The sequence below is a fragment of the Paraburkholderia podalyriae genome (genome assembly GCF_014397785.1).
Taxonomy (GTDB): Bacteria; Pseudomonadota; Gammaproteobacteria; order Burkholderiales; family Burkholderiaceae; genus Paraburkholderia; species Paraburkholderia podalyriae.
In genome coordinates this window covers 280070-306844 of sequence record NZ_VZQQ01000004.1, presented here as the reverse complement: position 1 = coordinate 306844, position 26775 = coordinate 280070, and the positions used below count along the sequence as shown (strand labels likewise).

General features: G+C 60.3%; 17 protein-coding genes and 5 pseudogenes. 13 read left to right on the top strand and 9 right to left on the bottom strand.

Annotated features, from left to right (window positions below; translation table 11 throughout):
- Positions 1–318 precede the first annotated feature (318 nt).
- Together F6X42_RS06810 and F6X42_RS43865 are read right to left on the bottom strand one after the other, a co-directional pair.
- A complete protein-coding gene (locus F6X42_RS06810) occupies positions 319–690 on the bottom strand; it encodes a fasciclin domain-containing protein (protein ID WP_246529987.1) in 372 nt (123 codons plus the stop codon).
- Between the two features lie 1381 nt (positions 691–2071).
- Positions 2072–2332: pseudogene (locus F6X42_RS43865) on the bottom strand (response regulator); the annotation flags it as partial.
- Positions 2333–2505: 173 nt separating this feature from the next.
- Between F6X42_RS43865 and F6X42_RS06805 the strand changes: the two are divergent.
- Both F6X42_RS06805 and F6X42_RS06800 read left to right on the top strand, forming a co-directional pair.
- The gene (locus F6X42_RS06805) at positions 2506–3021 is read left to right on the top strand and encodes a hypothetical protein (RefSeq protein ID WP_187633457.1); all 516 of its coding nucleotides are present in this window, start codon (positions 2506–2508) and stop codon (positions 3019–3021) included.
- Between the two features lie 799 nt (positions 3022–3820).
- Complete coding sequence (locus F6X42_RS06800; RefSeq protein WP_187633456.1) at positions 3821–3985, top strand: DUF2934 domain-containing protein; 165 nt, start codon at positions 3821–3823, stop codon at positions 3983–3985.
- A 591-nt stretch (positions 3986–4576) separates the two neighbouring features.
- On the opposite strand, the gene F6X42_RS06795 is transcribed toward F6X42_RS06800, so the two are convergent.
- Positions 4577–4966 carry a response regulator gene (locus F6X42_RS06795; protein ID WP_187633455.1) on the bottom strand — a complete coding sequence of 130 codons (390 nt, stop codon included), beginning with the start codon at positions 4964–4966 and terminating at the stop codon, positions 4577–4579.
- 143 nt (positions 4967–5109) lie between these two features.
- Between F6X42_RS06795 and F6X42_RS06790 the strand changes: the two are divergent.
- The 9 genes and pseudogenes from F6X42_RS06790 to F6X42_RS46385 all read left to right on the top strand — a co-directional run.
- Positions 5110–5657 (top strand): annotated as a pseudogene (locus F6X42_RS06790) (SOS response-associated peptidase family protein); the annotation flags it as partial.
- A 372-nt stretch (positions 5658–6029) separates the two neighbouring features.
- Positions 6030–6785 (top strand): annotated as a pseudogene (locus tag F6X42_RS06785) (DUF6538 domain-containing protein); the annotation flags it as partial.
- 818 nt (positions 6786–7603) lie between these two features.
- The gene (locus F6X42_RS06780; protein WP_246529985.1) at positions 7604–9631 is read left to right on the top strand and encodes a sigma-54-dependent Fis family transcriptional regulator; all 2028 of its coding nucleotides are present in this window, start codon (positions 7604–7606) and stop codon (positions 9629–9631) included.
- A 301-nt stretch (positions 9632–9932) separates the two neighbouring features.
- Complete coding sequence (locus F6X42_RS06775; protein WP_187633453.1) at positions 9933–12080, top strand: hydantoinase/oxoprolinase family protein; 2148 nt, start codon at positions 9933–9935, stop codon at positions 12078–12080.
- Positions 12081–12090: 10 nt separating this feature from the next.
- Positions 12091–14415, top strand: a complete 2325-nt coding sequence (locus tag F6X42_RS06770; RefSeq protein WP_187633452.1) for a hydantoinase B/oxoprolinase family protein — start codon at positions 12091–12093, stop codon at positions 14413–14415.
- 43 nt (positions 14416–14458) lie between these two features.
- The gene (locus F6X42_RS06765; protein WP_187633451.1) at positions 14459–14965 is read left to right on the top strand and encodes an acetone carboxylase subunit gamma; all 507 of its coding nucleotides are present in this window, start codon (positions 14459–14461) and stop codon (positions 14963–14965) included.
- A 60-nt stretch (positions 14966–15025) separates the two neighbouring features.
- Entirely contained in the window at positions 15026–15292 is a 267-nt protein-coding gene (locus F6X42_RS06760; RefSeq protein ID WP_187633450.1) for a hypothetical protein, read from the top strand.
- Between the two features lie 15 nt (positions 15293–15307).
- Entirely contained in the window at positions 15308–17329 is a 2022-nt protein-coding gene (locus tag F6X42_RS06755; protein WP_187633449.1) for a sigma-54-dependent Fis family transcriptional regulator, read from the top strand.
- 112 nt (positions 17330–17441) lie between these two features.
- Positions 17442–17596: pseudogene (locus tag F6X42_RS46385) on the top strand (transposase domain-containing protein); the annotation flags it as partial.
- A 14-nt stretch (positions 17597–17610) separates the two neighbouring features.
- On the opposite strand, the gene F6X42_RS06750 reads toward F6X42_RS46385, so the two are convergent.
- The 5 genes and pseudogenes from F6X42_RS06750 to F6X42_RS06730 all read right to left on the bottom strand — a co-directional run bounded on the left by F6X42_RS06750 (position 17611) and on the right by F6X42_RS06730 (position 23933).
- The gene (locus F6X42_RS06750; RefSeq protein ID WP_187633448.1) at positions 17611–18507 is read right to left on the bottom strand and encodes an alpha/beta fold hydrolase; all 897 of its coding nucleotides are present in this window, start codon (positions 18505–18507) and stop codon (positions 17611–17613) included.
- Positions 18508–18934: 427 nt separating this feature from the next.
- Positions 18935–21076, bottom strand: a complete 2142-nt coding sequence (locus F6X42_RS06745; RefSeq protein ID WP_187633447.1) for a xanthine dehydrogenase family protein molybdopterin-binding subunit — start codon at positions 21074–21076, stop codon at positions 18935–18937.
- The gene (locus tag F6X42_RS06740) at positions 21073–22083 is read right to left on the bottom strand and encodes an FAD binding domain-containing protein (protein WP_187633446.1); all 1011 of its coding nucleotides are present in this window, start codon (positions 22081–22083) and stop codon (positions 21073–21075) included. The genes F6X42_RS06745 and F6X42_RS06740 overlap by 4 nt, the downstream gene beginning before the upstream one ends.
- Positions 22080–22622, bottom strand: coding sequence for a (2Fe-2S)-binding protein (locus tag F6X42_RS06735; protein ID WP_187633445.1), 543 nt, complete (start codon positions 22620–22622; stop codon positions 22080–22082). Before F6X42_RS06735 ends, F6X42_RS06740 begins: the two co-directional genes overlap by 4 nt.
- Before the next feature lie 228 nt (positions 22623–22850).
- Positions 22851–23933: pseudogene (locus F6X42_RS06730) on the bottom strand (IS630 family transposase).
- Between the two features lie 167 nt (positions 23934–24100).
- Between F6X42_RS06730 and F6X42_RS45560 the strand changes: the two are divergent.
- Together F6X42_RS45560 and F6X42_RS06725 are read left to right on the top strand one after the other, a co-directional pair.
- A complete protein-coding gene (locus F6X42_RS45560) occupies positions 24101–24415 on the top strand; it encodes an amidohydrolase family protein (protein WP_312892516.1) in 315 nt (104 codons plus the stop codon).
- Positions 24304–25032, top strand: a complete 729-nt coding sequence (locus F6X42_RS06725) for an amidohydrolase family protein (protein ID WP_312892522.1) — start codon at positions 24304–24306, stop codon at positions 25030–25032. Before F6X42_RS45560 ends, F6X42_RS06725 begins: the two co-directional genes overlap by 112 nt.
- 235 nt (positions 25033–25267) lie before the next feature.
- On the opposite strand, the gene F6X42_RS06720 is transcribed toward F6X42_RS06725, so the two are convergent.
- On the bottom strand, positions 25268–26713 hold the full coding sequence (locus F6X42_RS06720) for a DEAD/DEAH box helicase (RefSeq protein WP_187633444.1): 1446 nt from the start codon (positions 26711–26713) through the stop codon (positions 25268–25270).
- Between the last annotated feature and the right edge of the window lie 62 nt (positions 26714–26775).

The window sequence follows — 26775 nt, the reverse complement described above, 5'->3', positions numbered from 1 at the left end:
CTGCGCAAACGTCGCGCTCGAGGCGCAGAGCGAGACGACAGCGACGCACGACAGCACGACTTTCCGCGTTGCCTTTTCCATCACATTTCTCCTGCGATTTCGGCGCGTGCTGTAGCAGCGTCGAAGTTTCATGCACCGCTAACGCCTGACCGTTAGATGACTGATTGCGCAGCGGCGAAGCGCAAGCAGCCGCTCGGGCCAGAACAGGGCAGACATTTGCCTTATCCGGACGCCAGGCATGCAGGTAAGTCGTGGTTCGGCGCCGAAAATGACAGAGCCGGGCTGGATTCGAACATTTGACCGTGCGCGCCGGTCCTGCTACTTCGGCATCGGCATCTTGTCGACCATCACGACTACGCCGTTACTCTGGATGACGTCGTAGGCCGAGATGTCTGCCGTGTGCCCCCGCCGCGTCCAATAGCACGATGTTGTGTGGTCGTCCGGGGACGTGAGCGTCTCGCTGTTCACGGTTTTAAGTTGCACCTTGTGACAGGGAAGGATACAGGTCAGCATCGGCTTGTTTTCTGGTTTGATGAGGCTGTCGACCGTGGCCGGCGGCAATGCTGCAAATGCTGCAAATGCTTCATTGGCCGGTGCGAAAACGATAAAGCGCGCAACACGCTTGTGCGTACCCACGAGGCCTACTGCCTTAACTGCGACGACGGGCGTGGTGTGGTCCGTCGAATTCATCGCGATATCCACAATGTCTTCAACGGGATACGTCGCCGGACCGCGCGCCGTGACGGTATCGCTAGCCGCGAGAACCCGGACCCTGCGGCTGACAACGCGGCAGCAACGAGAAAAGCTGTGTGTTTCATGACAGTTTCCTCATCACGCGACGCCGGATTGCGCTGCGTTGACTGCATATACGGAGGCCTCGGGCAGCTGGATGCGGGAGCGACAGGTGTGTCGCTGCTTCCGATGGCAGTGCGTGCAACCAGGCGCGACTGTCGGCCCTGATTTGCCGATTGTCGATTCCGCTGTCAATCACGACCTTAGCATTCTATAACATAAACGCAGCAGCGGTCTTATCGGTCAATGGGCGTACAACGTCCTGTCACCGGCGCACTCATTGCGCATACTTCTGCCCCGCCCGGTACCAGCCTCGCGTCATTACCCAGGTAGTCATCGAATAAGTCCGGCTTCGGGCACAAACGGTGCAACAAGCCAACTTCGCATTTGCTCGGCTAAACGGCGTCGGAGACGACGCTGTATGGCATTCGCAGACCCGAAGTGGGCTCCGCACGTCCGAGAATCCCGTGTCGATTTCGAGTTCGGAGCACGCGAATAGCGAATCTCATGCGTGCAAAACTCAACGTAGATTAAAGGAGCCAACGTGAAATCATCACTGATGGTCGCTTCTGCTGCAGGGTTGTTTGTCATGGCCGGGTTTGCGCATTCGCAAGGCACGCCTCAAGCCCCTCAACCCGCCCCACAGGAAAACGCCCCGACTCAAGCCGCAGACCCAAGTGCGGGGATGGAGGCATATGGCGGCATGCCCGACACGAGGGTACAAAGCGGCGTAAAACATGGCAGGCCCTGCAGGGTGGACCCACAATGCAACGTTTTTTTCGGGGGGAGCTAAAAAAACTAACTGACGGCGCGCGAGCCGACAACGGAAGCACCAGGCGCCCGCGCCGAGATGGGGCCGACGTCCTTGGTCGGGCTGGCCCGGTCCTCTTTCATTCTTTAAGGTTCGGGGACGCCTGATTCGGGAAGCCTCTGGACATGCGAAGCGCGCCGGCTTCAAGAGCGAGCGGAATGGAGGGCACTACGAGAGTTTGGACGCTCGGGCGCCTTGAGTTCGAAATAGACGCCGCGAATTGCATGCGTCAGGACGTAGACCTCGACTCAGACCGAGGCCCAGCGACTTGTCGACATGTCGCATCTGTTTGGCGGTTTGCAAACGGTGAGCAGGAATTTTTGCTGACCAAAATTGTGTCCGTACCCCTCACTGGGCGCCGTCAGTCGGCAGGTTCCGAGTTGCCCGTCGGCACAAGCAGCGGTCGTTCGACTACATTGCTCTGCCGCGCTGCGTTTCGCGGTGCGTGACGTTGTCCGCCAGCAACCGTTACATTGTGGCCAGTAGCATCTGCCCATCTACAGGCTTGCGAAGAAACCCATCGTAGCTGACGAAGGCCGGTGGGCTAGGCTCTCCGGAAACCAGTATGAAAGCAACGTCAGCTAGTCTGGGCAGCGTGCGCAGACGATGACAGAGTTCGCTGTTCGACATTACCGGCATGCGCCAGTCGGCGACCACTATGTCGACAGTGTCGTGCGCCATACTCCGCGCTGTGAGCGAAAGCGTTTTACAGTCGTAACTTTCCGAAGCGAGCCCCCGCCCCGACGACTACTGATGAATGGCCGACGTTTCGCGACCGTTCCCGGCGGCCGCAACCAGATGCGCATGAACCCCGCGGCGCTAGGCATCCTGCTTGCTAAAGTAAGCTAACTGTATTAAAGGGCGCGGCGCAAGTTACGTCGCGCCGGACCGCGGAGCTGGTTATGAAAACGCCGGATGCAACGTCGCGCGCGGGCGGCATCGTTGCGGTGGTGGTCCTGTCCGCATTTTTGTCCGGTTGCTACTACTACGTGCCCTACGGCTACGTTCCGTACGGCGAAGTGCCGGTGGCAGCGCCGCAGCAGCAATATCCTTTCTCGATGACCGACGCAGCCGCGACCGGTGCGGCCGCGTCAGATGTAATTGCATCGACGAACACCTATATCGCACCAGCCGCGCCCGTCTTCGTCATGCCTGCGTATTACCCCGTCGCGTATCCGTACTACGGCTGGCCCGCGTGGTGGGGACCATCGGTGTCACTGAGCTTCGGCTATTGGGGCGGATGCTGTTACGGCGGGGGCCGGCACGGCTACTGGGGCCACCACGGCTATTGGGGCCATGGATATCGCGGCGGTTGGGGCGGTCATGGCGGCTGGGGTGGGCAGGGATACCCAGGGGGTGGTATGGGCGGCGGCGGCCATTACTGGGGCGGTGGCGGCGGTCACGGGCGTTCACATTGAACGCTAACAGAGATGCGCTCGTCGCGTTCAACAGTTCCCCGACAGCTGAGGCCGTGGGTGAACTGGACGCAACCCGCCAACGCGCGGCAGCGTCGGACCGTGCGGCGACCAGTTTCAGCCTCCGTTGCACGTCGACGAGTCTTTCAACACCTCCGCTGTCAATTCAACTGACGTATGACGATAAGCAGAACTATCTGCCAGCGGAAGTGCCCGGACGTCGAAATTTGACTACAAGGGCCTTTCTGGCGGGAGCTGCCTATTGCCCGCGCGATAGAGAGTGAGGAGAGTGAGCCCAGGCGGCGGCACGTCCGGCGCGATTGAAGCGAAGACCCGGGGGCTTCGGGGGCTCCGCTGCTTCCATTAGTCCCTGGCTGCATTGTCGACTTTGTCCTTCGCGTCGTACGGGGCGTATTTAAATGCCTGCTGAACGGGTCCGTGATTATACTTACGTATTAATCAGTAAAACTAACTGGCAACGCCATTTAATAATATTTAATTACATAAGAAGCATTCTTGGCAGCGCCGCGAACTTCGCGTAATAAGGATATTGAATGAATGTGCTCGTCGTCGACGATAATGAGTTCGTCGCGGCTGGTCGTCAGTCACCCGCCGTTCACGCTTGCGCGGTGAACTCCATCGTCCTCGCATAGCGTCCCTCCTGGCATGGGCAGCGCACGGGTCCATGCCAGACTGAAACGTGAGTCGCCGACGACCAGCGACATCAAGCAGGCGCTTTGCTACCATCGACTAGCCGTAATTTGCCTGCCCGCTCGGGCCACTTTTCTATAAGGAGGTTGAGATGGACGTGCCAGTCACTGAAGAACAAATCCGAACACTTGCTTTCTATCTGTGGGAGAAGGACGGCTCTCCCGAAGGGCGCGCGGACGAGTACTGGGAGAAGGCTCGACAGCAGTTGGGTGCGGACCAGTCACCGGCAGCATCTGAGGGCGACACAGCAGCCTGAGCGGCGCGCGCCAAAGGCAATGTGGGCGCCTGAGCAAGGTCCTCACGCGCCTGTCTTGACGATTGACCGGACCGGTCTCAGGTACCCCGACAGTCCGGGCGTCGCTTTGCTCTTTGCCAGTTCGAGTGCCTTATCCGCCAGTGAGCCAAAATCGGCGGCGCTAGCAGGTAGCAAACCTAGGATACTCTGCGAATACAACTGGCGGTTCGCGCATGACCGAGCGTAAGGCGCGCAACGTCTGGGAGTTGGACTGACCTTGCGAAAGCTTTGGACGAACGGAAAGTTCGGTTCGCGTGCAAACGGCGGCGCTATGCGACTGAAGGCGGCCTACGAGCATCCACGGGCATCCGAGTTGCTTCGGCCTTCGGGAACTGGTTTCCCGGTGCTCGCTGTATATGGCACGTGGCAATGCCACGGAGAAGTTCGACATCTCGTCGGACAGCGGCTTGCTGACATGTCCCATCTGCTTGGCAGTTGGATTACCGCGAGCAGAAATTTTTGCTGACTCAACACTGTGCCCGCGGCCGCCGTTCCTTTTGCCTGCAACCAGGCTCTGGTCCGGCCTGTCCACACAAGCAGGTGGCTTTTCGACTACGTTGTCTTGCCTCGCTGTTGCTCTCGATGGGTTACACGGTCTGCCAGCAGCCGTCGAATTGTGGTCAGTAAAATTTGCCCATCTACAGGCTTGCGAAGAAAGCCGTCGTAGCTTACGAAAGCGGGTGGGCTCGGCTCTCCCGAAACCAAGACGAATGCAACGTCGGCTAAGCCGGGGAGTGTGCGCAAACGGTGACAGAGCTCGCTCCCCGACATCACCGGCATGCGCCAGTCGGCGACCACTACATCGACAGGGGATTCGATGAACATCTTCAATGCCGACTGGCCGTCGCTCGCGCTTCTTACTTCAAATCCGTCTGCGGCACAGCTGGCGCTCCACGCCGCCAAAGCCTCCACGTCATCGTCTACGAGCAGTACGCTTGCCATACACAATTGTCCGAGTCGCCACATGTTGTTTGGCAGTTCGACGGTGGCCAAAGTTCACGCGGCCATTCATTGAGTCCTCATATTCGTCGCGCTCGCGTCGTTCTAGAGAATGCGTATCATGGAAGCACGAAACGGAGGCATCGATGTGCTACTCGGCTCAAATTCAGGCTGACTACCGGATATTCGTTCGCAGCTTTGGCGCCTTGATGGATATCCATGAATTTGCGCGCCTATTCTTCGAGCGATGGAGGACGCGTTCGCTGAGCCGCAAACTGACGCCGAAGGCGCCATCAAGACCCTTATCGACAAGTTCAACGCGGAACAGACTTCCAAGCTCGAACAGGACCTTTTCGCGCAGAGAAAGAGGCTAGCAGAGGCGGAACGGTCGCTTCAGACGAAGCTGACCAAAGCCGCGACCGAGAGCAAGCGCATCGCGACCGACAAGATTGAATGGACGCTCGGTCGGCTCGACGACATTCGGCGAACCGAGCCGAAGTCGCGCGATTCACGCACTTTCCCCGGTCACTACGCGCCAGTCACGATTATCGAAAATGGCCAGCACGTCATCAGGCCGATGCGCTACCAGTGTCGCATTGCTGGCAAGCCAGCGTCACATGACGTCAAATACCAAGGGGGCTACAACGCGAGGCGTGACAATCTCGAAGGATTCTGGAAGCCGCTCTTTGGTTATCGACCGTCTCGTTCACGCGATTCTTATCCACGCACAACGCGCTGAAGCCGTCATAACCTGTTTCGAGAATCATCGATATGTTCTGTTCGAGCGTCCGCTCGAAACCGTCGGTATGACGGCGCTCCATTGCCCATAGGGACTGCAGTATCGCTAATCTTTGTGTCATGGCAATAAATCGAGAATTTCTTTGGGCGGAGAACGCATTTCCTGTATGGGGTGCAGGTGGTCGGAGGTTCAAATCCTCTCGCCCCGACCAAATATCTCCTTGATTCGATTCGAGAATCAAGAAAATCAATGGCCTAGAGCAGGGTGTGGCCGGTGACACACTCACTTGACACGCTCTGCCCGCCATGACAAAACCATCTCGTACCACGCGGCAAGATCTACTACTTCCGCCGCAAAATTCCCGTTGATCTTTGTGCGCATTTTGCCAAAACCCAAATCATGTTTTCGCTCAAAACGCGTGACCACGCAGAAGCGAAACGCCTGCTAGCCGTGAATCCGGTGCGCACGGACGAGCAATTTGCAGCAGCGCGGCGCGCTAGGGCATCCGCCAAGACCGACACTTGGACCGAGCAAATGGCGGCCATGTCGCGCGAAGATGCGTATCCCGACGAGATAGAAGCGGAACTGGATCGCGAGAACGAAGCAAACCCGGAGTATTTCGACGGGCTGGCTCGTGCGAGGCAACAAGTCGCCGCCGATGCAGATGCGATTCTCAATGCGTATGGGCTGCCGACTATCAGCCAGCTAGATGCGCTGCGGGCGGCCGGAGGATTCCACCCCGGCGATCTACCGACACCGGAGCAAGCCGCACGCGTAACGGGGCTCGCGGTTGCGCCTAACGGCGGCACTGTTTCTCGTAAAGATGCATCCGCAACTAATGCGGCGGCAAATTTTCTGCGAGATGTTGTCCCGTCTTGGAAAGCGCGCAACACCCCGAAGCAAAGCTCTATAGGCCGCGCAGAAAAGGCTATAAACCTTTTCGAACAAGCGGTGGGTGTCGTTCCCTTGGGTGAACTCCGGAAGGCCCACGGGGTCGCTTTCGTACACTTCCTGCTCGATGGAGAGGCGCGGGGATTCGGGCGCAAGACGGCAAAGAATCCCGCACTGCGTTTTCGCATGTAACCCGACAGGAGTTCCGCGTACAGTTCCCTCCCGCGGTAAATCGTATGCTTCCAAAGCTTGGTTCCCGTCGGAGACATCAGTCAAAACACTCACCTCAATTTCGGTCATGATCTCCTAAAGCAGATCACACTTTCATGGTCGGGCTTTCCGTGCCAGGCGGGAATACACACCAAGATCCGTCATCGTGTCTGAAGAAAAAAATCGCCAGCAGACCGCTCGAATGTAATGCTTCGACGCACACATAGCGTCTCTGACTCGTACCCATGCGACTAAACCGAGTGACGTGAGCCGGCCTCGTCGGAGTGGGCGCCAGCCACTTTTCGACCAGCAAGCGCAGGGATCTCTGACCGGTGTTCATCGTCTTCTCCTTCGACCTCTTTCCTGTCGCGCAATGGTGAGCGCTTTGCTGCTATGAGACCGAGCGCGCAATCAACATGCGCTCGCCTTGGCCCAGTCAAACGCATGGGCCATGCCATCATCGCTGCTGCGATATCAAGTCATTGATTTTATGCATTTTTCTGTATGTTTTATGGCGCTTGAACGGGTGCCAGTTGCGCAAAGCGTTCGATTTCCGGACGGTGCTGTATTTCAGGGATAGAATTCAGATGGAGGTCCGCGCCTGTATGGTGACCGCGTCGTGATTGATCGCTGATGGGCAGCGGCGCGGCGTAGAGTCGTGCCTTGGCGCTCGCGACGCGCGCTGGGGCGGCGGCCTATCGACTGAGGCAATCGCGCGTCCCTGGCAAAAAAAAAGAAAACGCCTTATGGCAAGGCGATCCCTCTGATCGGGTGAGGTACTCTGCTCACACGGAGACAGCATGAAAGAGACAGGCACGCCAATGGACTGGTTTTCAAGTCCCGATCGGGACACCAGCGTCATGGCGGCGTGGGAGCGTTTGATTCAAGGTGACAAGCGGCCCTCGGGTGCCCTCCGTGGCGTCGTTGACGATTCCTGGCATCGTTGCCTTGATGGCCGCGTGGCTCCTGATGCGGCAGGCGCCCCACTGCCGCTTGAAGAAGGGGCTCTGTTCGATTTGCGCGTCAGGAACGACCGCTTGATGCATGCAAGCGTGCCGCTTATCCAGGAGACACGTGAGTTCCTTTCGCAGACGGGGACCATTCTGCTGCTCGCGGATCCGGACGGCATGATCCTCGAACTAGCCGGCGACGCGCGCATCGTTGAACCCGCCAGCGAGGTCCGGTTGATACCTGGTTGTAACTGGACTGAGCTCAGTTGCGGCACCAACGCGATCGGCACCGCCCTCGCTTTGCGGCAACCGGTCCAGATCCATGGTTCGGAGCATTTCTGCGCGGGTATCAAGCAGTGGACTTGCTCTGCTACGGTGATCCGCGACCCGCTTGACGGCACCGTACTCGGCGTACTTGATGTCTCGGGCCTTGCGCAAACCTACAGCCAGCACAGCCTGGCGTTTATCGTCTCGATGGCCGGGCGTATCGAGAGCCGGCTTGGGAAGTTCGCAATGGAGCGCCGTCTGCACCTGATGGAGCGTTGCATGGCTTACTGCTCCGGTCATACAGACGGCGTCGTCGTGGTGGACGAGTCCGGACGTCTCGTCAGAGCCTACCCGGAGGCCTCAGCCGCCTTTGCGCGGCTTGGCGTTCCAGGCGCACTGGACAACGCTTTTCCGATCCCGGACATCGCCAGGATTGCCGGTGGCTCCATGTCGCCGCAATCACCGGCGTGGTTGCGCCTCGCACGGATTGAACGCGTTGCTGAAGGCGCCGACACGCTCGGCTTCATGTTGATTGCGCCGGCTGCCAGTCGGCGCGCCGCTTCGTTATCCGAAGCGATGCCGGTCGCCGAACCCAAGCCTGCCGCGGCGTTCTCTCGCATTGTCGGCGCGGGGTCTGCACTGCGGGCGGCTATCCAGAAGGCGCAGCAGCTGGCTAAAGCCTCGGTCCCCGTGCTGCTGCTGGGTGAAACCGGCGTTGGCAAGGAGTTGTTCGCGCAAGGCATTCACCAGGCCAGCTCGAGGGCAGACGGTCCCTTCGTCGCGCTGAACTGCGGTGGCTTGTCGCGCGATTTATTGAGCAGTGAGCTGTTTGGTTATGCCGAAGGCGCATTTACCGGCGCACGTAAGTCCGGCATGACAGGGAAAATCGAAGCGGCGAATCACGGCACGCTGTTCCTCGATGAGATCGGCGAAATGCCACTCGACATCCAGCCGCATTTGCTACGTGTGCTGGAGGGAGGGGAGATCTACCGGTTGGGCGACAACGCGCCTCGCAAGGTCGACTTCCGTCTGATCGCCGCCACGCATCGCGATCTGCGCGCAGACGTCGCTGACGGTAGATTCCGCATGGATCTGTATTACCGGCTGGCCGTCACGAACATCTCGATACCGCCGCTGCGCGAACGGAAGACGGATTTGCCCGAGATGATCGAACACTGGTTGAGTGTCTCGCGCGAGCGGTACGGCGTAACCCATGCCGTCTTCGACGACGTGGCGTATGGATGCCTGCTGAACTACATTTGGCCAGGTAACGTCCGCGAGATGCGAAATGCGATCGAGGGCGCGGTACTCATGGCCCGCGACGGAATCATGACAGTCGCCGAGCTGCCGCCCGAAATCGGTGCTTTGGCCATTTCTCCTGGGGGTATTCGAGAGACGGCGTCCTCTGGGATGTCTGCGCTTGCGCGCCAAAAGATCCGTTCGCTGGAAATGGCGGAAGCAGAGTCGATTCGCTTTGCGATCCAGCAATGCCAGGGCAACCTGACCGAGGCGGCCGCGCAGCTCGGCATAGCAAAAAGCACGCTGTATCAGAAGATCCGGAAGTACGCCTTGGTGCGTGACCTGGGGGTCACCCGGCGCGCGAGTCGATGACGTTGAATTCGGTCTACTGGTTCTTGCACGTCACGCTCCCCGTCAGACTTGCGTTCGAATTCCGCTCTCCAAACGGCCGACCGTTCAGGAACCGGTCGTTGTGCGACGGTCTCGTCCACCGCGAGCATGCCGGTAGTTTCCCGCAAAGCCATTCCATTCAATAGTTTGCCGACAAGACGCCGATTCGGCAGTCAGTGGCATATCCCTTGCCTTTAGCTCCTCCGAAGCGAATCGCAATAACCGCTTCGCATCGCGCCTCCCCGTCGAGGCGATGTTCAATCAAGGAGAGCTGGAGACACTAATGGAACAGCAACTTTCACACGTCCAGGTACTGGGCATCGATGCCGGCGGCACGATGACCGATACCTTCTTCGTGCGCTCGGATGGACGTTTTGTGGTTGGTAAGGCCCAAAGCAATCCCGCAGACGAGTCGTTGGCGATTCTGGAGTCGTCGCATGATGCGCTGGCCCAGTGGGGCCGTGAGGTCGATGAGGTGTATCCCGAACTGGTCACATGCGTCTATTCCGGTACGGCGATGCTTAATCGCGTGGTTCAGCGCAAGGGTTTGGATGTCGGACTCATCTGCAATCGAGGCTTCGAACAGATTCACTCCATGGGACGGGCCATCCAGAGTTATCTCGGCTACGCGCTGGAAGAACGGATTCACCTCAACACCCATCGCTACGACGAACCGCTGGTCCCGCTTTCGCGCACCCGGGGGGTGACAGAACGCACCGATGTTCAGGGTGAAATCGTGATCCCCCTGCGCGAAGACGAAGTGCGCAAGGCGACGCGCGAGCTCGTGAACGCCGGATCGAAGGCGATTGCAATCTGTCTGCTGCAGTCCCACAAGAATGAGTCGAGCGAAAAGCGCGCTCGCGATGTCTGCCGCGATGAACTGAAGAAAATCGGCGTGGACATGCCGGTCTTCGCGTCCGTCGACTACTACCCGTCGCGCAAGGAAAGCCACCGGACGAACACTACCATTCTCGAAGCCTACGCGGCTGAACCGTCACGGCAGACACTGAAGAAGGTCAGCGACCGTTTCAGGAAGCACGGCGCGAAGTTCGATCTGCGGGTGATGGCCACACACGGCGGGACGATCAGCTGGAAGGCCAAAGAGCTCGCCCGCACGATTGTCTCCGGTCCGATCGGGGGAGTGATCGGCTCGCGGCTGCTTGGCGAAAGACTGGGCTACGAGAACATCGCATGCAGCGATATCGGCGGGACCAGTTTCGACATGGCGCTGATCACCAAGGGCAACTTTGCGATTGCCTCCGATCCGGACATGGCCCGTCTCGTGCTGTCCCTGCCGTTGGTAGCGATGGATTCGGTGGGCGCGGGTGCCGGCAGCTTTGTACGGCTCGATCCCTATAGCGGTTCCATCAAGCTCGGGCCCGATAGCGCGGGTTATCGCGTGGGTACATGCTGGCCGGAAAGCGGACTCGATACGGTATCGGTGTCCGACTGCCATGTGGTGCTTGGTTATCTGAACCCCCACAACTTCCTCGGCGGCGCGATCAAGCTCGACGTCGAGCGGGCACGGCAACACATCAAGGCACAGATCGCCGATCCGCTTGGCCTCTCGGTGGAGGATGCCGCTGCAGGCGTGATCGAACTGCTCGATCTGAGCCTGCACGAATACCTGCGCGCCAACATCAGCGCGAAGGGTTACAACCCCACCGAGTTCGTGTGCTTCTCGTACGGCGGGGCTGGACCTGTGCATACCTACGGATATACGGAAGGCCTGGGCTTCAAGGACGTGATCGTCCCTGCATGGGCCGCCGGATTCTCTGCGTTCGGCTGCGCATGCGCCGACTTCGAGTACCGCTACGACAAGAGCGTGGATATCGCGGTCGCGCCGGACGCGCCCGACGAACAGAAAGCGGCGGCCTGCTCGGTCATCCAGGAAGCGTGGAAGGAATTGGCCGACAAGGTCGTCGAGGAGTTCGTCATCAACGGCTTCAAGCTGGAAGACATCACCTTGCTGCCCGGCTACCGGATGCAATACATGGGACAACTGAACGACCTCGAGATTACTTCGCCAATCAGTGGTGCTGCCTCCGCCGCTGACTGGAAGAAGATTACCGACGCGTTCGAGGAGACCTACTCGCGAGTGTACGCAAGTTCCGCCCGCTCACCGGAACTCGGCTTCAGTGCCACTGGCGCCATCATGCGCGGCCTTGTCGCCACGCAGAAGCCCGTACTGCCCGAGGATCCGGAGGCTGGCGCAACACCGCCCAAGTCTGCGTATCTCGGCAAGCGCCCGTTCTATCGCCACAAGACGTGGGTCGAAGCCGACATCTGGCAGATGGAGTCGCTCATGGCGGGCAACCATATCGTGGGGCCGGCCATCATCGAGTCCGCCTCCACCACCTTCGTCGTGCCTGATGGGTTCGAAACCACGCTCGACAAGCACCGTCTGTTCCATCTGCAAGAAGTGAAGTAAGGAGACGAAAATGAACCTCATGTCATCCAAGGAAGTCGGCCATCCCGAACTGCTCGCCAACGGCAAGACCCTGAAAGCATACCGCGCCGAGATCATGGAGCGCACCAGCAAGACGGGCCATTACAACGGGCTCGCCCGGCTCGAGTTGCGCGAGAAGGACCCGATCGGCTACGAGAAGCTGTTCTCCAAGATCCGCGGCGGTCTGGTGCATGCTCGCGAAACCGCGAAGAAGATCGCTGCTTCGCCGATCGTCGAGCAGGAAGGGGAACTATGCTTCACGCTGTACAACGCGGTCGGCGACTGCGTGCTGACTTCGACCGGCATCATCATCCACGTCGGCACGATGGGCGCCGCGATCAAGTACATGATCGAGAACAATTGGGAGGACAACCCGGGCATCAATCCCGGGGACATGTTCACCAATAACGATTGCTCGATCGGCAACGTTCACCCTTGCGATATTGCGACGATCGTGCCGATTTTCTGGGCCGGCAAGCTCATCGGCTGGGTAGGCGGGGTGACGCATGTGATCGACACCGGTGCGGTGACGCCGGGTTCCATGTCGACGGGTCAGGTCCAACGCTTCGGCGATGGCTACCAGATCACCTGCCGCAAGACCGGCGTAAACGACCAGCCGCTGCGCGACTGGCTGCACGAAAGCCAGCGTTCGGTGCGCACGCCGAAATACTGGATCCTCGACGAGCGCACCCGGATCGCCGGTTGTCACATGATCCGCGACATGGTCGAAGAGATCATAGCCACCGAGGGGCTGGAAGCCTACGAGAAGTTCAGCTATGAGGTCATCGAAGAGGGCCGTCGTGGCTTGCAAAGCCGCATCAAGGCAATGACGCTGCCGGGCAAATACCGGAAGGTCGCATTTGTGGATGTGCCCTACGCCCACGAAGATATCCAGACGCCCTCGGCCTTTGCCAAGATCGACACCATCATGCACTCGCCGGTCGAAATGACGATCAGGGCCGACGCCACATGGCGGCTCGATTTCGAAGGCGCGAGCCGCTGGGGATGGCACACCTATAACGCCCACCACGTGGCGTTCACGAGTGGCATCTGGGTCATGATGACCCAGACCCTGGTGCCGACACAGCGCATCAACGACGGCGCCTACTTCGGCACGGAGTTCCGCCTGCCGAAGGGCACATGGATGAACCCGGACGATCGCCGCACCGGGCACGCCTATGCATGGCACTTCCTGGTATCGGGGTGGAGTGCCATGTGGCGGGGGCTCGGCCAGGCGTACTTCAGCCGTGGCTATCTGGAAGAAGTCAACGCCGGCAACGCCAATACATCGAACTGGCTGCAAGGCGGCGGCATCAACCAGGACGGTGAGGTGCACGCGGTCAACAGCTTCGAGGCCTCTTCGTGTGGCACGGGCGCCGGCGCCATCAGGGACGGTCTCAATCACGCCGCCGCGATCTGGAACCCGGAAGGCGACATGGGCGACATCGAGATCTGGGAGATGGCCGAACCGTTGCTTTATCTCGGGCGCAACGTCAAAGCCAATTCCGGTGGCTATGGCAAGTACCGCGGCGGGTGTGGCTTCGAAACGCTGCGCATGGTCTGGAAGGCCCAGGACTGGACCATGTTCTTCATGGGCAATGGCTACATGAACAGTGACTGGGGGTTCATGGGCGGCTATCCGTCTGCCACCGGCTACCGGTTCGAGGCGCACAAGACGGGCCTGAAGGAGCGAATCGCGCAGGGACTCTCGCTGCCCCTCGGCGGCGACACGAATCCCGACGAACCGGACTACGAGCGGCATATCGACGCGACTTCCAAGGTCAAGCGCGACAAGCAATGCATGACGACGGAGGATTGCTACGAGAACCATGACTTGTACCTCAATTACCTGCGCGGAGGTCCGGGCTTTGGTGATCCACTCGATCGGGAGATAGAAGCCATTGCAAAAGACCTCAACAACGGTTTTCTGCTCCCGGAGTTTGCCGAGAAGGTATATGGCGCGGTGTTGTCGCAGGACGCAACGGGGATCTGGACGGTCAATGCGCAACAGACGCTGAAGCGCCGTGGCGAAATCCGCAAGGAGCGGCTTGCCCGCTCGTTGCCGACGCGGGAATGGATGAAGGAAGAGCGTGAACGCGTCCTCACCAAACATGCATCGCGCCCGGTACGTCACATGTTCGCGACCAGCTTCGGGTTGTCGCAGAAATTCCTCAACGACTTCCGGAAGTTCTGGGACCTGCCTGCCGACTGGAACATGACCGAGGCAGAACTGGATGTGCCGTCCTACGGCTCGAAATACCGGATGGATCTCTCGTTGCTGCCCGACGTGACCACGGTGGTTCAGGTCGAAGAGTAATCCATGCCGGTATCGATATCGAAGCAAATCAAGGAGTAGCGAAATGTCTGCTTACACGAAGGAACAGGTCGGCAATCTGGTCGATGGACGACTCGACTGGGATACGACCGTACGCATGTTGTCCATGCCGAAGGATCATGAGCGCTTTAGCCAGTATCTCGAAGTGTTGCAGGGGAAAGTCTCGTGGCCCGACAAGATAGTCTTGCCGCTTGGACCACACCTGCATATCGTGCAGGCCGCGAAGAGCAAACACTGGCTGGTCAAATGCGACTGCGGCCATGAGTTCTGCGACTACCGCGAAAACTGGAAACTGTATGCCAATGTCTATGTGCGCGACACAGAGGAGGCCATGCTCGAAGTCTATCCGAAGCTCATGGCGCCGGACACCCAGTGGCAGGTCTACCGCGAGTATTACTGTCCGAGTTGCGCAACCATGCACGACGTCGAAGCGCCGACGCCGTGGTATCCGGTGATTCACGATTTCGAGCCGGACATTGAGGCGTTCTACAAGGACTGGCTGCAGTTGCCGGTTCCCGAGCGCGCTGACTAGCGCATGGCTCAGGGCGCAGTTGTCTCGCGCCCGGTACTCCCCCGCGGGCGGCGCCATTCCATGGAATGGCGCCGCCGCTGTGTGGCTTTCTCACAGCCCGCACGTTGTTTGATGCGCCGCAACGAGTGGACTCTGCCCGCCTGCGAGCGGCTCAATCTGACCATTCGAAAATCGAACGGTCCCGTGGAGCCATGGTCCGGAAATCAAACGTTCGGCGGTGCGCTGAGCTTCCTCTTTCGGCGTTCTCGCGATGGCATCGATCTTGCCCATCTTCTGGCACGAGTCGGCCGCATCCGTCATGTTGCGGTGCGGTATAAGGCGGCGTGAAGAAGGAGACAAGTAATGGATATGCCGGATGCCACGCAGATGTTCTCAAACCCTGGCGACGAAGCGTTTGTCATGGCCGCCTGGGAACGGTTTCTGAGCGGCGGAGAAGCACCGCACAGTGTTGTGCGGCACCTCGTTGACACATCATGGCAGCGCTGCCTCGATTGGCAAGTGGATCCCACGCTGGGCCATGCGCCGCCGCCGCTGGACGAACATCTACTGTATTCGTTGCAACGCAGTCACCGCGATCTAGTCGAGGCGAGTGCTCCAGTGATGGCGGATGCACGCGACTTTCTTGCGCAAACCGAAACGGTCATGGCGCTTGCCGAGCCGGCCGGCACCATCCTGAATCTCGAGGGGGACCCAGCTACTATTGCTTCCGCGCGAGGGATTCAGCTGCTGCCCGGCGCGTCCTGGAACGAAATGATCTGTGGCACCAATGCGATTGGCACGGCGATCGAGGTCGGCCAGCCCGTGCAGATCCATTCTGCCGAACACTTCTGCGCCGGCATCAAGCGCTGGACCTGCTCGGCCAATGCGATCCGCGACCCGCGCGACGGTACGATTATCGGCGTCATCGACGTGTCCGGCCTGTCCGAATCCTACAACCGTCACAGCCTGGCGCTGGTCGTCACGGCAGCCAGCCGGATCGAGAGTCGTCTGGCTGCGCGGACCATGGAGCTTCGCTACCGGTTGCTGGATCGCTGCATGAGGCGCCTCGCGATGCTTGCGTCGGACGGCGCCGTGGTGTTCGACCATGGCGGCTATCCGATCAAGGTCAATGAGCACGCCGAAGCTGCGATCGCGGCAGCCGGCGGTGATCTTTCGCTCGCACGGCCAAAACGGATTCTGGCGCTTGCCGCCGACTCTGCGCTTACCAATGTGACGACGGATCTCCCCCACTGGATTCAGCCTGACTGGATCGAGCCGGTGATCGACGATGGCAGGCGCATCGGTAGCTTGCTGATCGTGCCGTTCGCACAACGTCACAGCACTGCGCGCAGGGTCAGCAGCGCATCCGGTCGCGGCGCCGAGGGTGGATCGACGGCCGGCTTCGAACGCATCCAGGGCGAAGCTCCGGCATTGCTCGATGCCGTGGACAAGGCCCGCCAGATAGCACGTTCACATGCACCAGTTGTGTTGCTCGGCGAGACTGGCGTGGGTAAGGAATTGTTTGCCAAGGGAATCCATCACGCGAGCCAGGCGAAGGAGGGGCCTTTTATTGCACTCAACTGCGGGGGCCTGTCACGCGAACTACTCGCCAGTGAACTATTCGGCTATGGTGATGGCGCCTTCACCGGTGCACGCCGAGGGGGCGCGCTTGGCAAGATCGAAGCAGCCAATGGCGGAACCTTGTTTCTCGACGAAATCGGCGAAATGCCGGTAGATCTGCAGCCACATTTCCTGCGCGTGCTGGAACAGGGGGAGATTTATCGGCTCGGCGAAAACGCCCCGAGGAAGGTGACCTTTCGTCTCGTTGCGGCGACCAATCGCGACTTGAGAAAGGAGGTCTCAGAAGGGCGCTTTCGAATGGACTTCTTCTATCGCGTCGCGGTGACCAGTATCCGTATTCCGCCGCTGCGCGACCGGCCGGGGGACATTCGCCGCCTCACGGAGTATCTGGTCCGGAAGTTTGCGACGGAGCTTGGCCGGGCTTGCCCGGCGGTGGACGATGAAGTGGTTGTGGCGCTCTGTGCGTATTCATGGCCGGGGAACGTCCGGGAGCTTCATAACGTGGTGGAAAGTATGATTCTTACGGCAGGCTCAGAGGTCCTTACGCTCGCTGATCTGCCACCGGAGCTGCGCGAGAGAGACGAGCCGATCCGCGCCGGTTGCGATGAGCCTTTCTCCCCCGGCGGCTCGGGCACGATGGAAGCGTCGGAGCAGGGGGCAATTCGCAGCGCGATCGCCATCTCTCGCGGAAACCTGACCTCGGCAGCAAAGCAGTTGGGTATTGCGAAGAGCACGCTGTACCAGAAGCTCAGGAAATATGGCCTGGATCGAACGCTAGTTGAAATCCGGGACCAGGGCCGTTAGGAGGTCCGGCCGCATGGCCGACGGGCGAAGCTGGCTTCGTAAAGCACCCCGGCGCTTCGAGAGTGGATCGCTGCGCGCGGCTTGCAAACGCGAGAAGAGCTTAACGATGCCAAGCGCGAATCTCTATTCGCTCGTCGACACCTGTAAGGCCAAAGCATCGACCCGTATCTGTACTTGTCCTGGCTATTCCAGCGTCTCCTACTCGCGACGAGCGCCGACGATTACCCGGTACTCGTGCCTTGGAATACCCCCGACATGGGCCACTGATAAAATACCCAACGTCAGGCGCTCTTCGATATGAACTCGTGAAGAATGCTTGCTGTTTCAGTTGGGAGTTCTTCCGGGAAGAAATGCCCACCATCAATGGCGTGACCTTGAACCGTGTGCGCAAACTTTCGCCATAGTTCAAGAGGTCCACCGTGCTCCTGGTACCAAGACTCAATGCCTCCATGTTTGCTCCATACGACTAGCAAAGGGCACATGATCTTTTTGCCGGAAGCGATATCACTACGATCATGTTCACGATCGATAGTTGCCGCTGCTCGATACTCTTCACAAATCGCATGGACCCGCACTGGGTCGCGTAAAGCGTCGACATATGCTTCTCGTACCTCCTGCGAAAATGTTTCGCCCTTTGTCCCCCAGCAATCCAGAGCATCGTTCACGACAGCTTCAGGCGCGGCTGAAATGAGCCGCTCCGGAAGCGGCGATGGTTGTGACAGCAGCGACCACGGCCAAAACGATAAGGCGAATCTTGCATCTGCGTTATCCCACATCACCTCGGTCGGCAATATATCGAACGCTGCAAAATGGAGGATCTGATCAGGGAAATCGAGCGCCATTCTGTGTCCAACCCGTGCGCCTCGATCATGCCCGGCAACTGAGAAGTGATCGTGCCCGATCTGCCGCATCACGTTGATCATATCGCGAGCCAAGGCTCGCTTGCTGTACGGCTCATGGTTGAAAGACGAGTTCGGGCAACCACTATTACCGTAACCACGAAGGTCTGGACAAACGATTGTGTATTGTTTGGCCAACAGTGATGCAACCTCCCTCCACATCAGATGTGTCTCAGGAAAGCCATGAAGAAGTAGTAATGGAACTCCAGATCCCGAGGTCCGTAAAAAAATCTTTGATTCACCAGTATCGACGGTAACGGCTTCGAATCCATCAAACATGGCGAGGCCCTTCGAGAGATATAAACATTATCGTTATGGTGCAATCCCTGGCGGCAGTCGTTTAACGGTAACCGGTTTCCCGCGTCGCCTGGTTCGCCCAGCGGAGAAACGACGCGCGATACTGATGCCTGAAATCGCGTAGTTCGTCACTGATCTGAATCGCGTCCCGCTGGAATTTCGAAATCCGCGGGGTGCGAGGCGAGGTGACATGCTGTCGTTCAGTTTTTGGAGCGGTAGGGGCTCACGGGGCGCTTGGCCTGGCCAATCCGTGAACCTTCATCGCGTTCTGTCGCTGACGCAGCGCCAAAAATCGCGAGCACCGTCTTGTCGGCCGTCGACGCGACATAGAGCACGTCGCGGTGCGAAAGGCGCGCAACACTGTGGTGCCGTCTGTCCTGAGCATTCAACTCACGACCGAGCCGCATTGCTACCCCGCAGCGGCGTGCTGACTCGAAAGGCCTTCCAGTATCTTGCCCGGCAAAATGGGCAGGTCGCGCACACGCAAGCCAATGGCGTCGTAGACGGCTGCGGCCACTGCGGCATCCACGCCGGTCGCGCCGAGTTCTCCGATGCCGCGGGTACCGATCGCACTTGCATGCGGATCATACTCACTGACGAAGTGGATCTTGATATCGAGCGGAATGTCCGCATTCACCGGGACCGCCACGTTCGACAGATTCTTCGCGAGCCAGCCACCGGTATTTGGCTCCTGCACGCTTTCTTCCATCGTCGCCTTGCCCCAACCCCAGATGATCGCGCCCGTCATCTGGCTTCGCGCCGTTTTCGGATTGATAATCCGGCCCGCGGAATAGGCACCCACCGCCCGGCGCAAGCGCACGAGGCCAAGCTCGGGATCGACGCCTACTTCGACAAAGATCGCACCCCACGTCCGCATCGCGTATGGCGTACCGTCGCCGTCCGCGCTGAAGCCGGCGCCACCCGGAAGCGTGAACGCACCGTCCGCGACCATCTCCGGTAGATTGGCCCTCCGCAGGCTCGCGCAAACGTCTTTCCCGCCGAGCGCATCGAGCTTCGCGTTTATTTCCCGGCAAGCCAGTGCGATCGCGCTTCCCGTACTGCCCGTGGCGCTCGATCCATAGACGGGACTCGCCGGGTGAAGGTTGGTATCGCCCCACACAATCGACACGTTCTCCATCGGCAAGCCCAGCTCTTCGGCCGCGATCTGGCAAAAGACCGTCTGCGTGCCGGTGCCGATATCGTGCGTGTTCGCCTCGATCAGCGCCGTGCCGTCGGACCTCAGGCGCACGCGCGCGCCGCCGGGAAAGCGGAAATTGCCCATCGAGCTCGTCGCCATCCCATGTCCGATGCGCCACGCTCCGTCTCGTCGTGCCGTCTCGCCGCGCGTGCGCCAGCCATAAAGGCGCGCACCTTCCTCATACGCGTCGCGAAGCTTTTTTGACGACCAAGGCTTGTTCGTATGCGGATCGACCTCGGCGTAGTTCGCCAGTCGTAGATCGAGCGGATCGATCTTCAGCGCCACGGCGAGTTCGTCCATCGCGCTTTCGAGCGCCCATAGCCCCGGACCTTCCACCGGCGCGCGCATTGGCGTGGGCACGTTGATGTTGCGCCGCTCCAGCCACTGCTTAGTGCGAATGGCGGGCGACGCATAAAGCGTCTTGCTTGCTTCGCTTGCGGGCTCCAGATGCGTGTCCGCAATCGCGCTCGAATTGACGATTTCGTGATCGATGGCGCTGAGCCGGCCGTCGGCCGTTGCCGCAAGCTTGATGTCCTGTTTCATCCACGGCTGATAGCCGACGCAGACGAACTGATCGTGACGCCGCAGATGAAGCTTCACGGGCCGCCCCGCGACGCGTGCCGCGGCGGCGGCAAGAATCTGGTGCGGCCACACATATCCCTTCGAGCCGAACCCGCCGCCCGTGTGCGGTGCGATCACGTGAATGTCGTCCGGCCTCATGCCGAGTGCCGCGGCTACGACAAGCGGCACATTCTCGCTCGCCTGAACCGCATCCCACAGCGTGAGCTTGCCGTGCTCGAATCGCGCAACGGTGCCCGATGTCTCCATCGCATTGTGGTGACGCGCGGCTTGAATATACGTCGCCGCCACGCTTGCCTGTGCGGTTCCGAGAATCGCATCGACGTCGCCCATCTCCAGATCGTCGCCGAGCATGCGTGGCTCGGGCGGCGGCTCGCGCGGCGCGGCGCCGGGAAGGATGGGGTCCTCGCGCTCGCAACGCACAAGCACGGCATCGCGGCCGGCTTCCGCCGCCTCGATGGATTCCGCAAGCACGATTGCGACCGGCTCGCCTTCGTACCGAATCGCGTCGTTTTGCAACGGCAGTGCGAGCACCGCCGCAGGCGGCTGAACCGCACCGAATCGCGGCATATCGTGCGCGGTAAGCACCCGCACCACACCCGGTAAGGTAAGTGCCGCGGTGGCATCCACGTCGATCAGCCGGCCCGACGCGACGGGCGCGCCGACCAGCGCCGCATGAAGCGTGCCGGGCGGCGTGTTGTCAGCCGCGAATTTCGCCTGTCCCGTGACCTTCGCCTGACCTTCCACGCGGGAGACCGCCGTGCCGATGCTCATGATCGCCCTGCTGCCGTCAGTAACGCACGCACCGCGGCATTGCGCGCCATCGTCACCTTGTAACCATTGTGAGCGAGCGGCCGGGCGTCGCTCATTGCCGCGTCGACAATCGGCGTGACCACTTCCTTGGTCGGCGCCTGCCCGGCCAGCGACACCTCCGCGGCTGGAAGGCGCCACGGGCGTTGCGCCACCGAGCCAAGTGCAATGCGCGCCGACACAATGCGATCCCGATCGAGCTCCACGGATGCGGCTGCCGAGACCAGCGCATATTCGTAGCTCGCGCGCTCGCGGACTTTTACGTAGGCGGATCGTGCGTCCGCGCGGATGGGTATGTGAAAGGAGACGATCACTTCGTCGGCAGCCAGTCTCGTCTCGAGGCGGGCGGCATCGCCGCCCATGCCGGCCGCTTCCTGCTGCGTCAGGTGGAACTCCGTCATCTTGATCATTCGAACGCCGTTCGGCCCGATGACCTCAGCTGTCGCATCCAGACAAGCCAGTGCCACAGCCGGATCGGACGGTTGAATCGCGACGCATGCATCGGTCCAGCCAAAGATTGCATGCCGTTCGTTGATGCCATTGCGCGCGGGGCAGCCCGACCCGGGATTGCGCTTGTTGCAGCCCCATGGCAACGGCGCTTCCGAACGAAAATAAGCGCATCGCGTCTTTTGCATCACATTGCCGCCGAGCGTCGCGCGGTTGCGCACCTGCGCCGAGGCGGCGAGCAGACAGGCTTGAGCCAGCGCGCTCGCGTGGGCGCCGACGAGCGCGTCTTCACCGATCACGTTCAGGTCCGTCAGCGCGCCGATCACCAGATCGTCACGCTCGCGCACAATACGAACGAGACCTGTGAGTCCACCGACATCGATGACGCGATCGGGCGCTGCGATGCCGAGCCGCATCCAGTTGAGCAGCTCCGTACCGCCCGCGATGATCGCCACGTTGCCCGCCGCCAGCGACGCGACTACCTGCTGCGCGGTTGCGCCACGCGCGTATTCGAAGTTTTTCATCGTTCGTCCCCGGCCGCGCCGGCGGCATCGAGCACGGCCGCAGCGATCTGCGGATAGCAAGAGCAGCGGCACAGATTGCCGCTCATCCATTCGCGAACGCTCGCCTCATCGGTCGCGTGCCCTTCAGCGATGCAGGCGACCGCGGAGACGATTTGCCCAGGCGTGCAATAGCCGCACTGAAAGGCATCGTGCTCGATAAATGCCTGCTGTACCGGATGCAGCGTCCCGTCGGAGGCGGCCAGACCTTCGACAGTCGTGACCTCGCAGCCGTCGCATTGCACGACGAGCGTCAGACAGCTGTTCATCCGCTTGCCGTCGACCAGCACGGTGCAGGTGCCGCATGCGCCTTCATTACAGCCCTTCTTGGCGCCGCTGAGACCCGACTCTTCGCGCAACCAGTCCAGCAGCGTGACGCGCGGGTTCACCGTCGCGGCCCGCGGCTGGCCGTTCACACGCATCGCCACCGTGACGCTGCTTGACCAATGCAGCCCGGCGTCTCCATTTGGACCTGATTGCTCCCCGAAAGTAGCGTCGTCCATTCCCAATTCCTTGCCGGTTTCAACAATCACTCTGCTTGTATATAGACCATATGGAGTCGATATCAAGGGACGATATCCCTCCTGCTTCCGCACCGTCTCCCAAGAATCGATCCGGCTGGCACTGCAACGGCGAGCTGCTCGCATGCACTCGCTCGACGCTTGCAAGCGGGCCAGGATTAGGTGAGCCGATTTCGACCTGATGCTGATTGAGGCCCCAGGTCCCAGGTCCTAGTGTTCCGTCCCAGAAATAACTTTGCATAGCCGAGCCACTTTCTGCAGAATTGAATCGGCAGTCGCGGTCCATACGAACGGCCGGCCGTGTTGGTTGTACTGCTCGATATACCGCTCGATGCTGGTAACGAGTTGGCGCACGTTCTTGAACGACCCTCGACGAATCGCCTGCTGCGTAATCAGGCCAAACCAGCGTTCAACCTGGTTCAGCCAGCTTGAGTAGGTCAGCGTGAAGTGCATGTGGTAGCGCGTATGCCTGGTCAGCCACGCCCTGACCTTCGGATGCTTGTGTGTCGCGTAGTTGTCGACGATCAGATGCACATCGAGATCGGCAGGCACCGCCTGGTCCACATGCTTGAGAAACGCCAGGAATTCCTGATGTCGGTGGCGCGGCTTACATTGCGCAATGACTTCACCCGTCGCCGTATTGAGCGCGGCGAACAGAGTAGTGGTGCCATGCCGGACGTAATCATGCGTCACTCACTCGAGATAGCCCAGCCCCATCGGCAACATCGGCTGCGTACGCTCCAGCGCCTGGCACTGGCTCTTCTCATCGACGCACAGCACCAGGGCATTGGTCGGCGGGCTCAGGTACAGCCCGACAATATCGCGCACCTTCTCTACGAAGCAGGGATCGTTAGACAGCTTGAAGCTTTTTGAACGATGGGGCTGTACACCGAACAACGACAGGTATCGGGCCACCGAACTCTTCGAAATCCCTGTCTGCGCAGCAGCGGACCGCATGCTCCAGTGCGTCGCGCCGGCCGGCTTCTCATGCAGTATCCTCGCCAGCAGTTCCGCTACCGCTTCATCGTCATGCGTGCGAGGCCGGCCTGGGCGGGCTTCATCATGCAGGCCGGCAAGCCCCTGCGCGACAAACCGCTTCTTCCAGTGCGTGATCGCCGGCGGCGTCACTTCGCACTGCGTTGCAATTTCCTGACTCGTATGACCGTCAGCGGCCATCAAGACAATCTTTGCCCGGCGGACCAGAGAGTGAGGCAGTGAACGCGAGCGGCTCATTGACAGCAATTGTTCTCGCTCCAGCTCGGATACGACAACCTCGATTCCTTTGCGTCCCATGATCGCCTCCTACACACCGTGACTCGATCATAGAAATAATCTGGATTTATGCAAAGTTATTTCTGGGACGGAACACTAGCGCGGGGTTGGCAGGGCGGGTTCGCGCTTCGCGCGCCGCGGCGAGCCGGGTCGCTAACGTGTCCGTAATCATATGAGGGGATCGGCTGATGTACATCGATGCGCATTTTCACGTCTGGGATATCTCCCGCGGTGACTACGCATGGCTCACCCCCGAGTTGACCGCGATCTATCGCGACTTCGGCGTGGACGATTGGCAGCGTGAGTTCGGGCCACTCGGCGTCGGGGCTGGCATCGTCGTGCAGGCCGTGCCAACCGAGGCCGAAACATCGTTTTTGCTTGAATGTGCGGCATCTCGTCCCGATCTCGTCCCGATCTCGTCGCCGGTGTCGTCGGCTGGGTCGACTTCGAGCAACCCGACGCTGCGGAGCGTATCGCCGGATTGGCCGGGCATCCGCGGCTAGTGGGGCTGCGCCCGATGCTGCAGGATCTGCCCGATCCTGCGTGGATCCGCAAGCCGTTCGCGGATAGGGCGCTGACGGCGATGGCGCAGGCCAGGTTGACTTTCGATGCGCTGATTCGCCCTGCGCACTTACCGGCGATGCTTGACCTGATCGAGAGCCACCCCGAGCTGACCGTCGTTATCGACCACGCCGCCAAGCCGGTCATCTCGTCCACACGCGACCGTGATGCATGGATCAATGGGCTCGCGGCATTGGCGACGCATGCGTCGGTCTACTGCAAGCTCTCGGGGCTATGGAACGAAGCGGCGCCGGGCAGGCGTCTTTCTGAACTGGAACCTTGGGCGACGCACGTGCTCGATATGTTCGGCGTACAGCGCACCATTTGGAGTAGCGACTGGCCCGTTGTGCGCTGCGCGGGTTCCGGCCGAGCGTGGTTCGAATTCGCACTCGACCTGATCGCATCACATGGCGAAGACGCGGTGCGTCAGGTGTTGGGCGCCAACGCGCGACGTGCCTACCGCTTGGCACCTGCATCCAATGCAATCGAAACCGATGTGAGTCCTTATCGACGAAAGCGACAAGAAACTCTTCACGCATCAGCCACGAATCAACGCTGACCTTCGCGTCGGCGTCGACCGTCTTGATCGCATGTTCACTAGTGACAATGTCGTCAGAGCGAATTTCACTTTCACCGAGAATTCCATTTTCATTTATCCAGTAGGTAGCTGGAGCTGTTTGGAATCAGTGCGCCGTTACCCGCCGACCTGATGCACGCCCGTGCCGCGCCGCTGCCTGCCAGCGGGCCGCAAACCGCCAGCCTGTTCCAGGGCTGGCGTTACTCATCCCCACGGATCAGGGTTGGCGTTTGCCGCGGCCACCAGCGGGTTTGCCAGCCGGCTTACGTGAACCCGCAACTGGCTTGCCGGCGGGTTTGCTGCGTGGCTTTTGCACGCTGAATGGGCTACCGCTGGACAAGCTTGTACCTTTACCCGCGGCCACAGCGCGCTGCGCCGCAGGCTTGCGTTTGTTTTCTCCACTTTGCGGGCGCGGCTTTTTGCTGAGCCCCTGCAGGGCGCCCGGCGCAGCTTGCGGCATTTTCGGCTTCTTAGGCTTTTTGGGTTTCTTGATGATCTGGCCCGTCGCGCTAGTTTGCGGCACGCGGTGTTCGGCTTCAAAACCCGGCTCTTCTTCACGGGGCAGCGTTTGCCGGATCAGCGCTTCAATCGCGGCCAGTTGCGGCGCTTCATCGGCACACACAAGGGACACCGCCACGCCGCTGGCGCCCGCGCGGCCGGTACGGCCAATACGGTGCACATAGTCTTGCGCCACGATCGGCAGATCAACGTTGATCACCAGCGGCAGACTGTCGATATCCAGCCCGCGCGCAGCCACATCGGTGGCTACCAGCATATGTACTTCGCCCGTCTTGAAGCGCTCCAGCGCACGCAGGCGCGCGGGTTGTGGCTTGTCGCCGTGGATGGTGTCGACCGCATAGCCCGCGTCATCCAGCATCGCCGCCAGGTAATCCGCGCCATTGCGGGTTTTGACGAACACCAGCGCGTGCTTCCAGTTGTACTCAGCCACAAGGTGCATGAAGAGGTCAGGCTTGTTCCTTTTATCCACCGGCACCACCCACTGCTTGATCTTGCTGGCCGCGGCATTGGGCGGGCTGACGCTGATATTGACCGGGCCGCGCAGAATGCCCGCCGCCATGGCGCGGATATCATCGGTAAACGTGGCAGAGAACAGTAGGGTCTGGCGCTGAGCGGGCAAGGCAGCAAAGACGGCGTTGAGTTCGCGCTCAAAGCCTAGATCCAGCATGCGGTCGGCTTCATCCAGCACCAGCGTTTGTACCTGATCAAACTGCACTGCGTTCTGGCGATTGAGATCCAGCAAACGGCCCGGCGTGGCAACGAGCACATCCACGCCTTTACGCAACGTCATCATCTGCGGGTTGATACTCACACCGCCGTAGGCGGCCAGAAATCGTAAGTCGAGCCCTTTGCCGTAATCGATAAAGCTTTGCAGCACTTGTTCGGCCAGTTCACGCGTGGGCACCAGCACCAGAACGCGGGCGCGGTTGCTGGACACCGCCGGGCCGTGTTGCACCAGCCGTTGCAACAGCGGCAGCGCAAAACCCGCCGTTTTGCCAGTGCCGGTCTGTGCCGCAGCCATGACGTCCTTGCCACTGAGCACAGCAGGAATCGCCTTGACCTGCACCGGCGTAGGTGTCTGGTAATTGAGGTCCTTCACATTACGCAGCAAGAGATCGATCAGGCCAAGCGAGGCAAAAGACATGGGCGTATTCCGGGCTGAAACCGCAATTCTAGCGGTTAGAGTTGGGCGGCAATGGAGGAGTT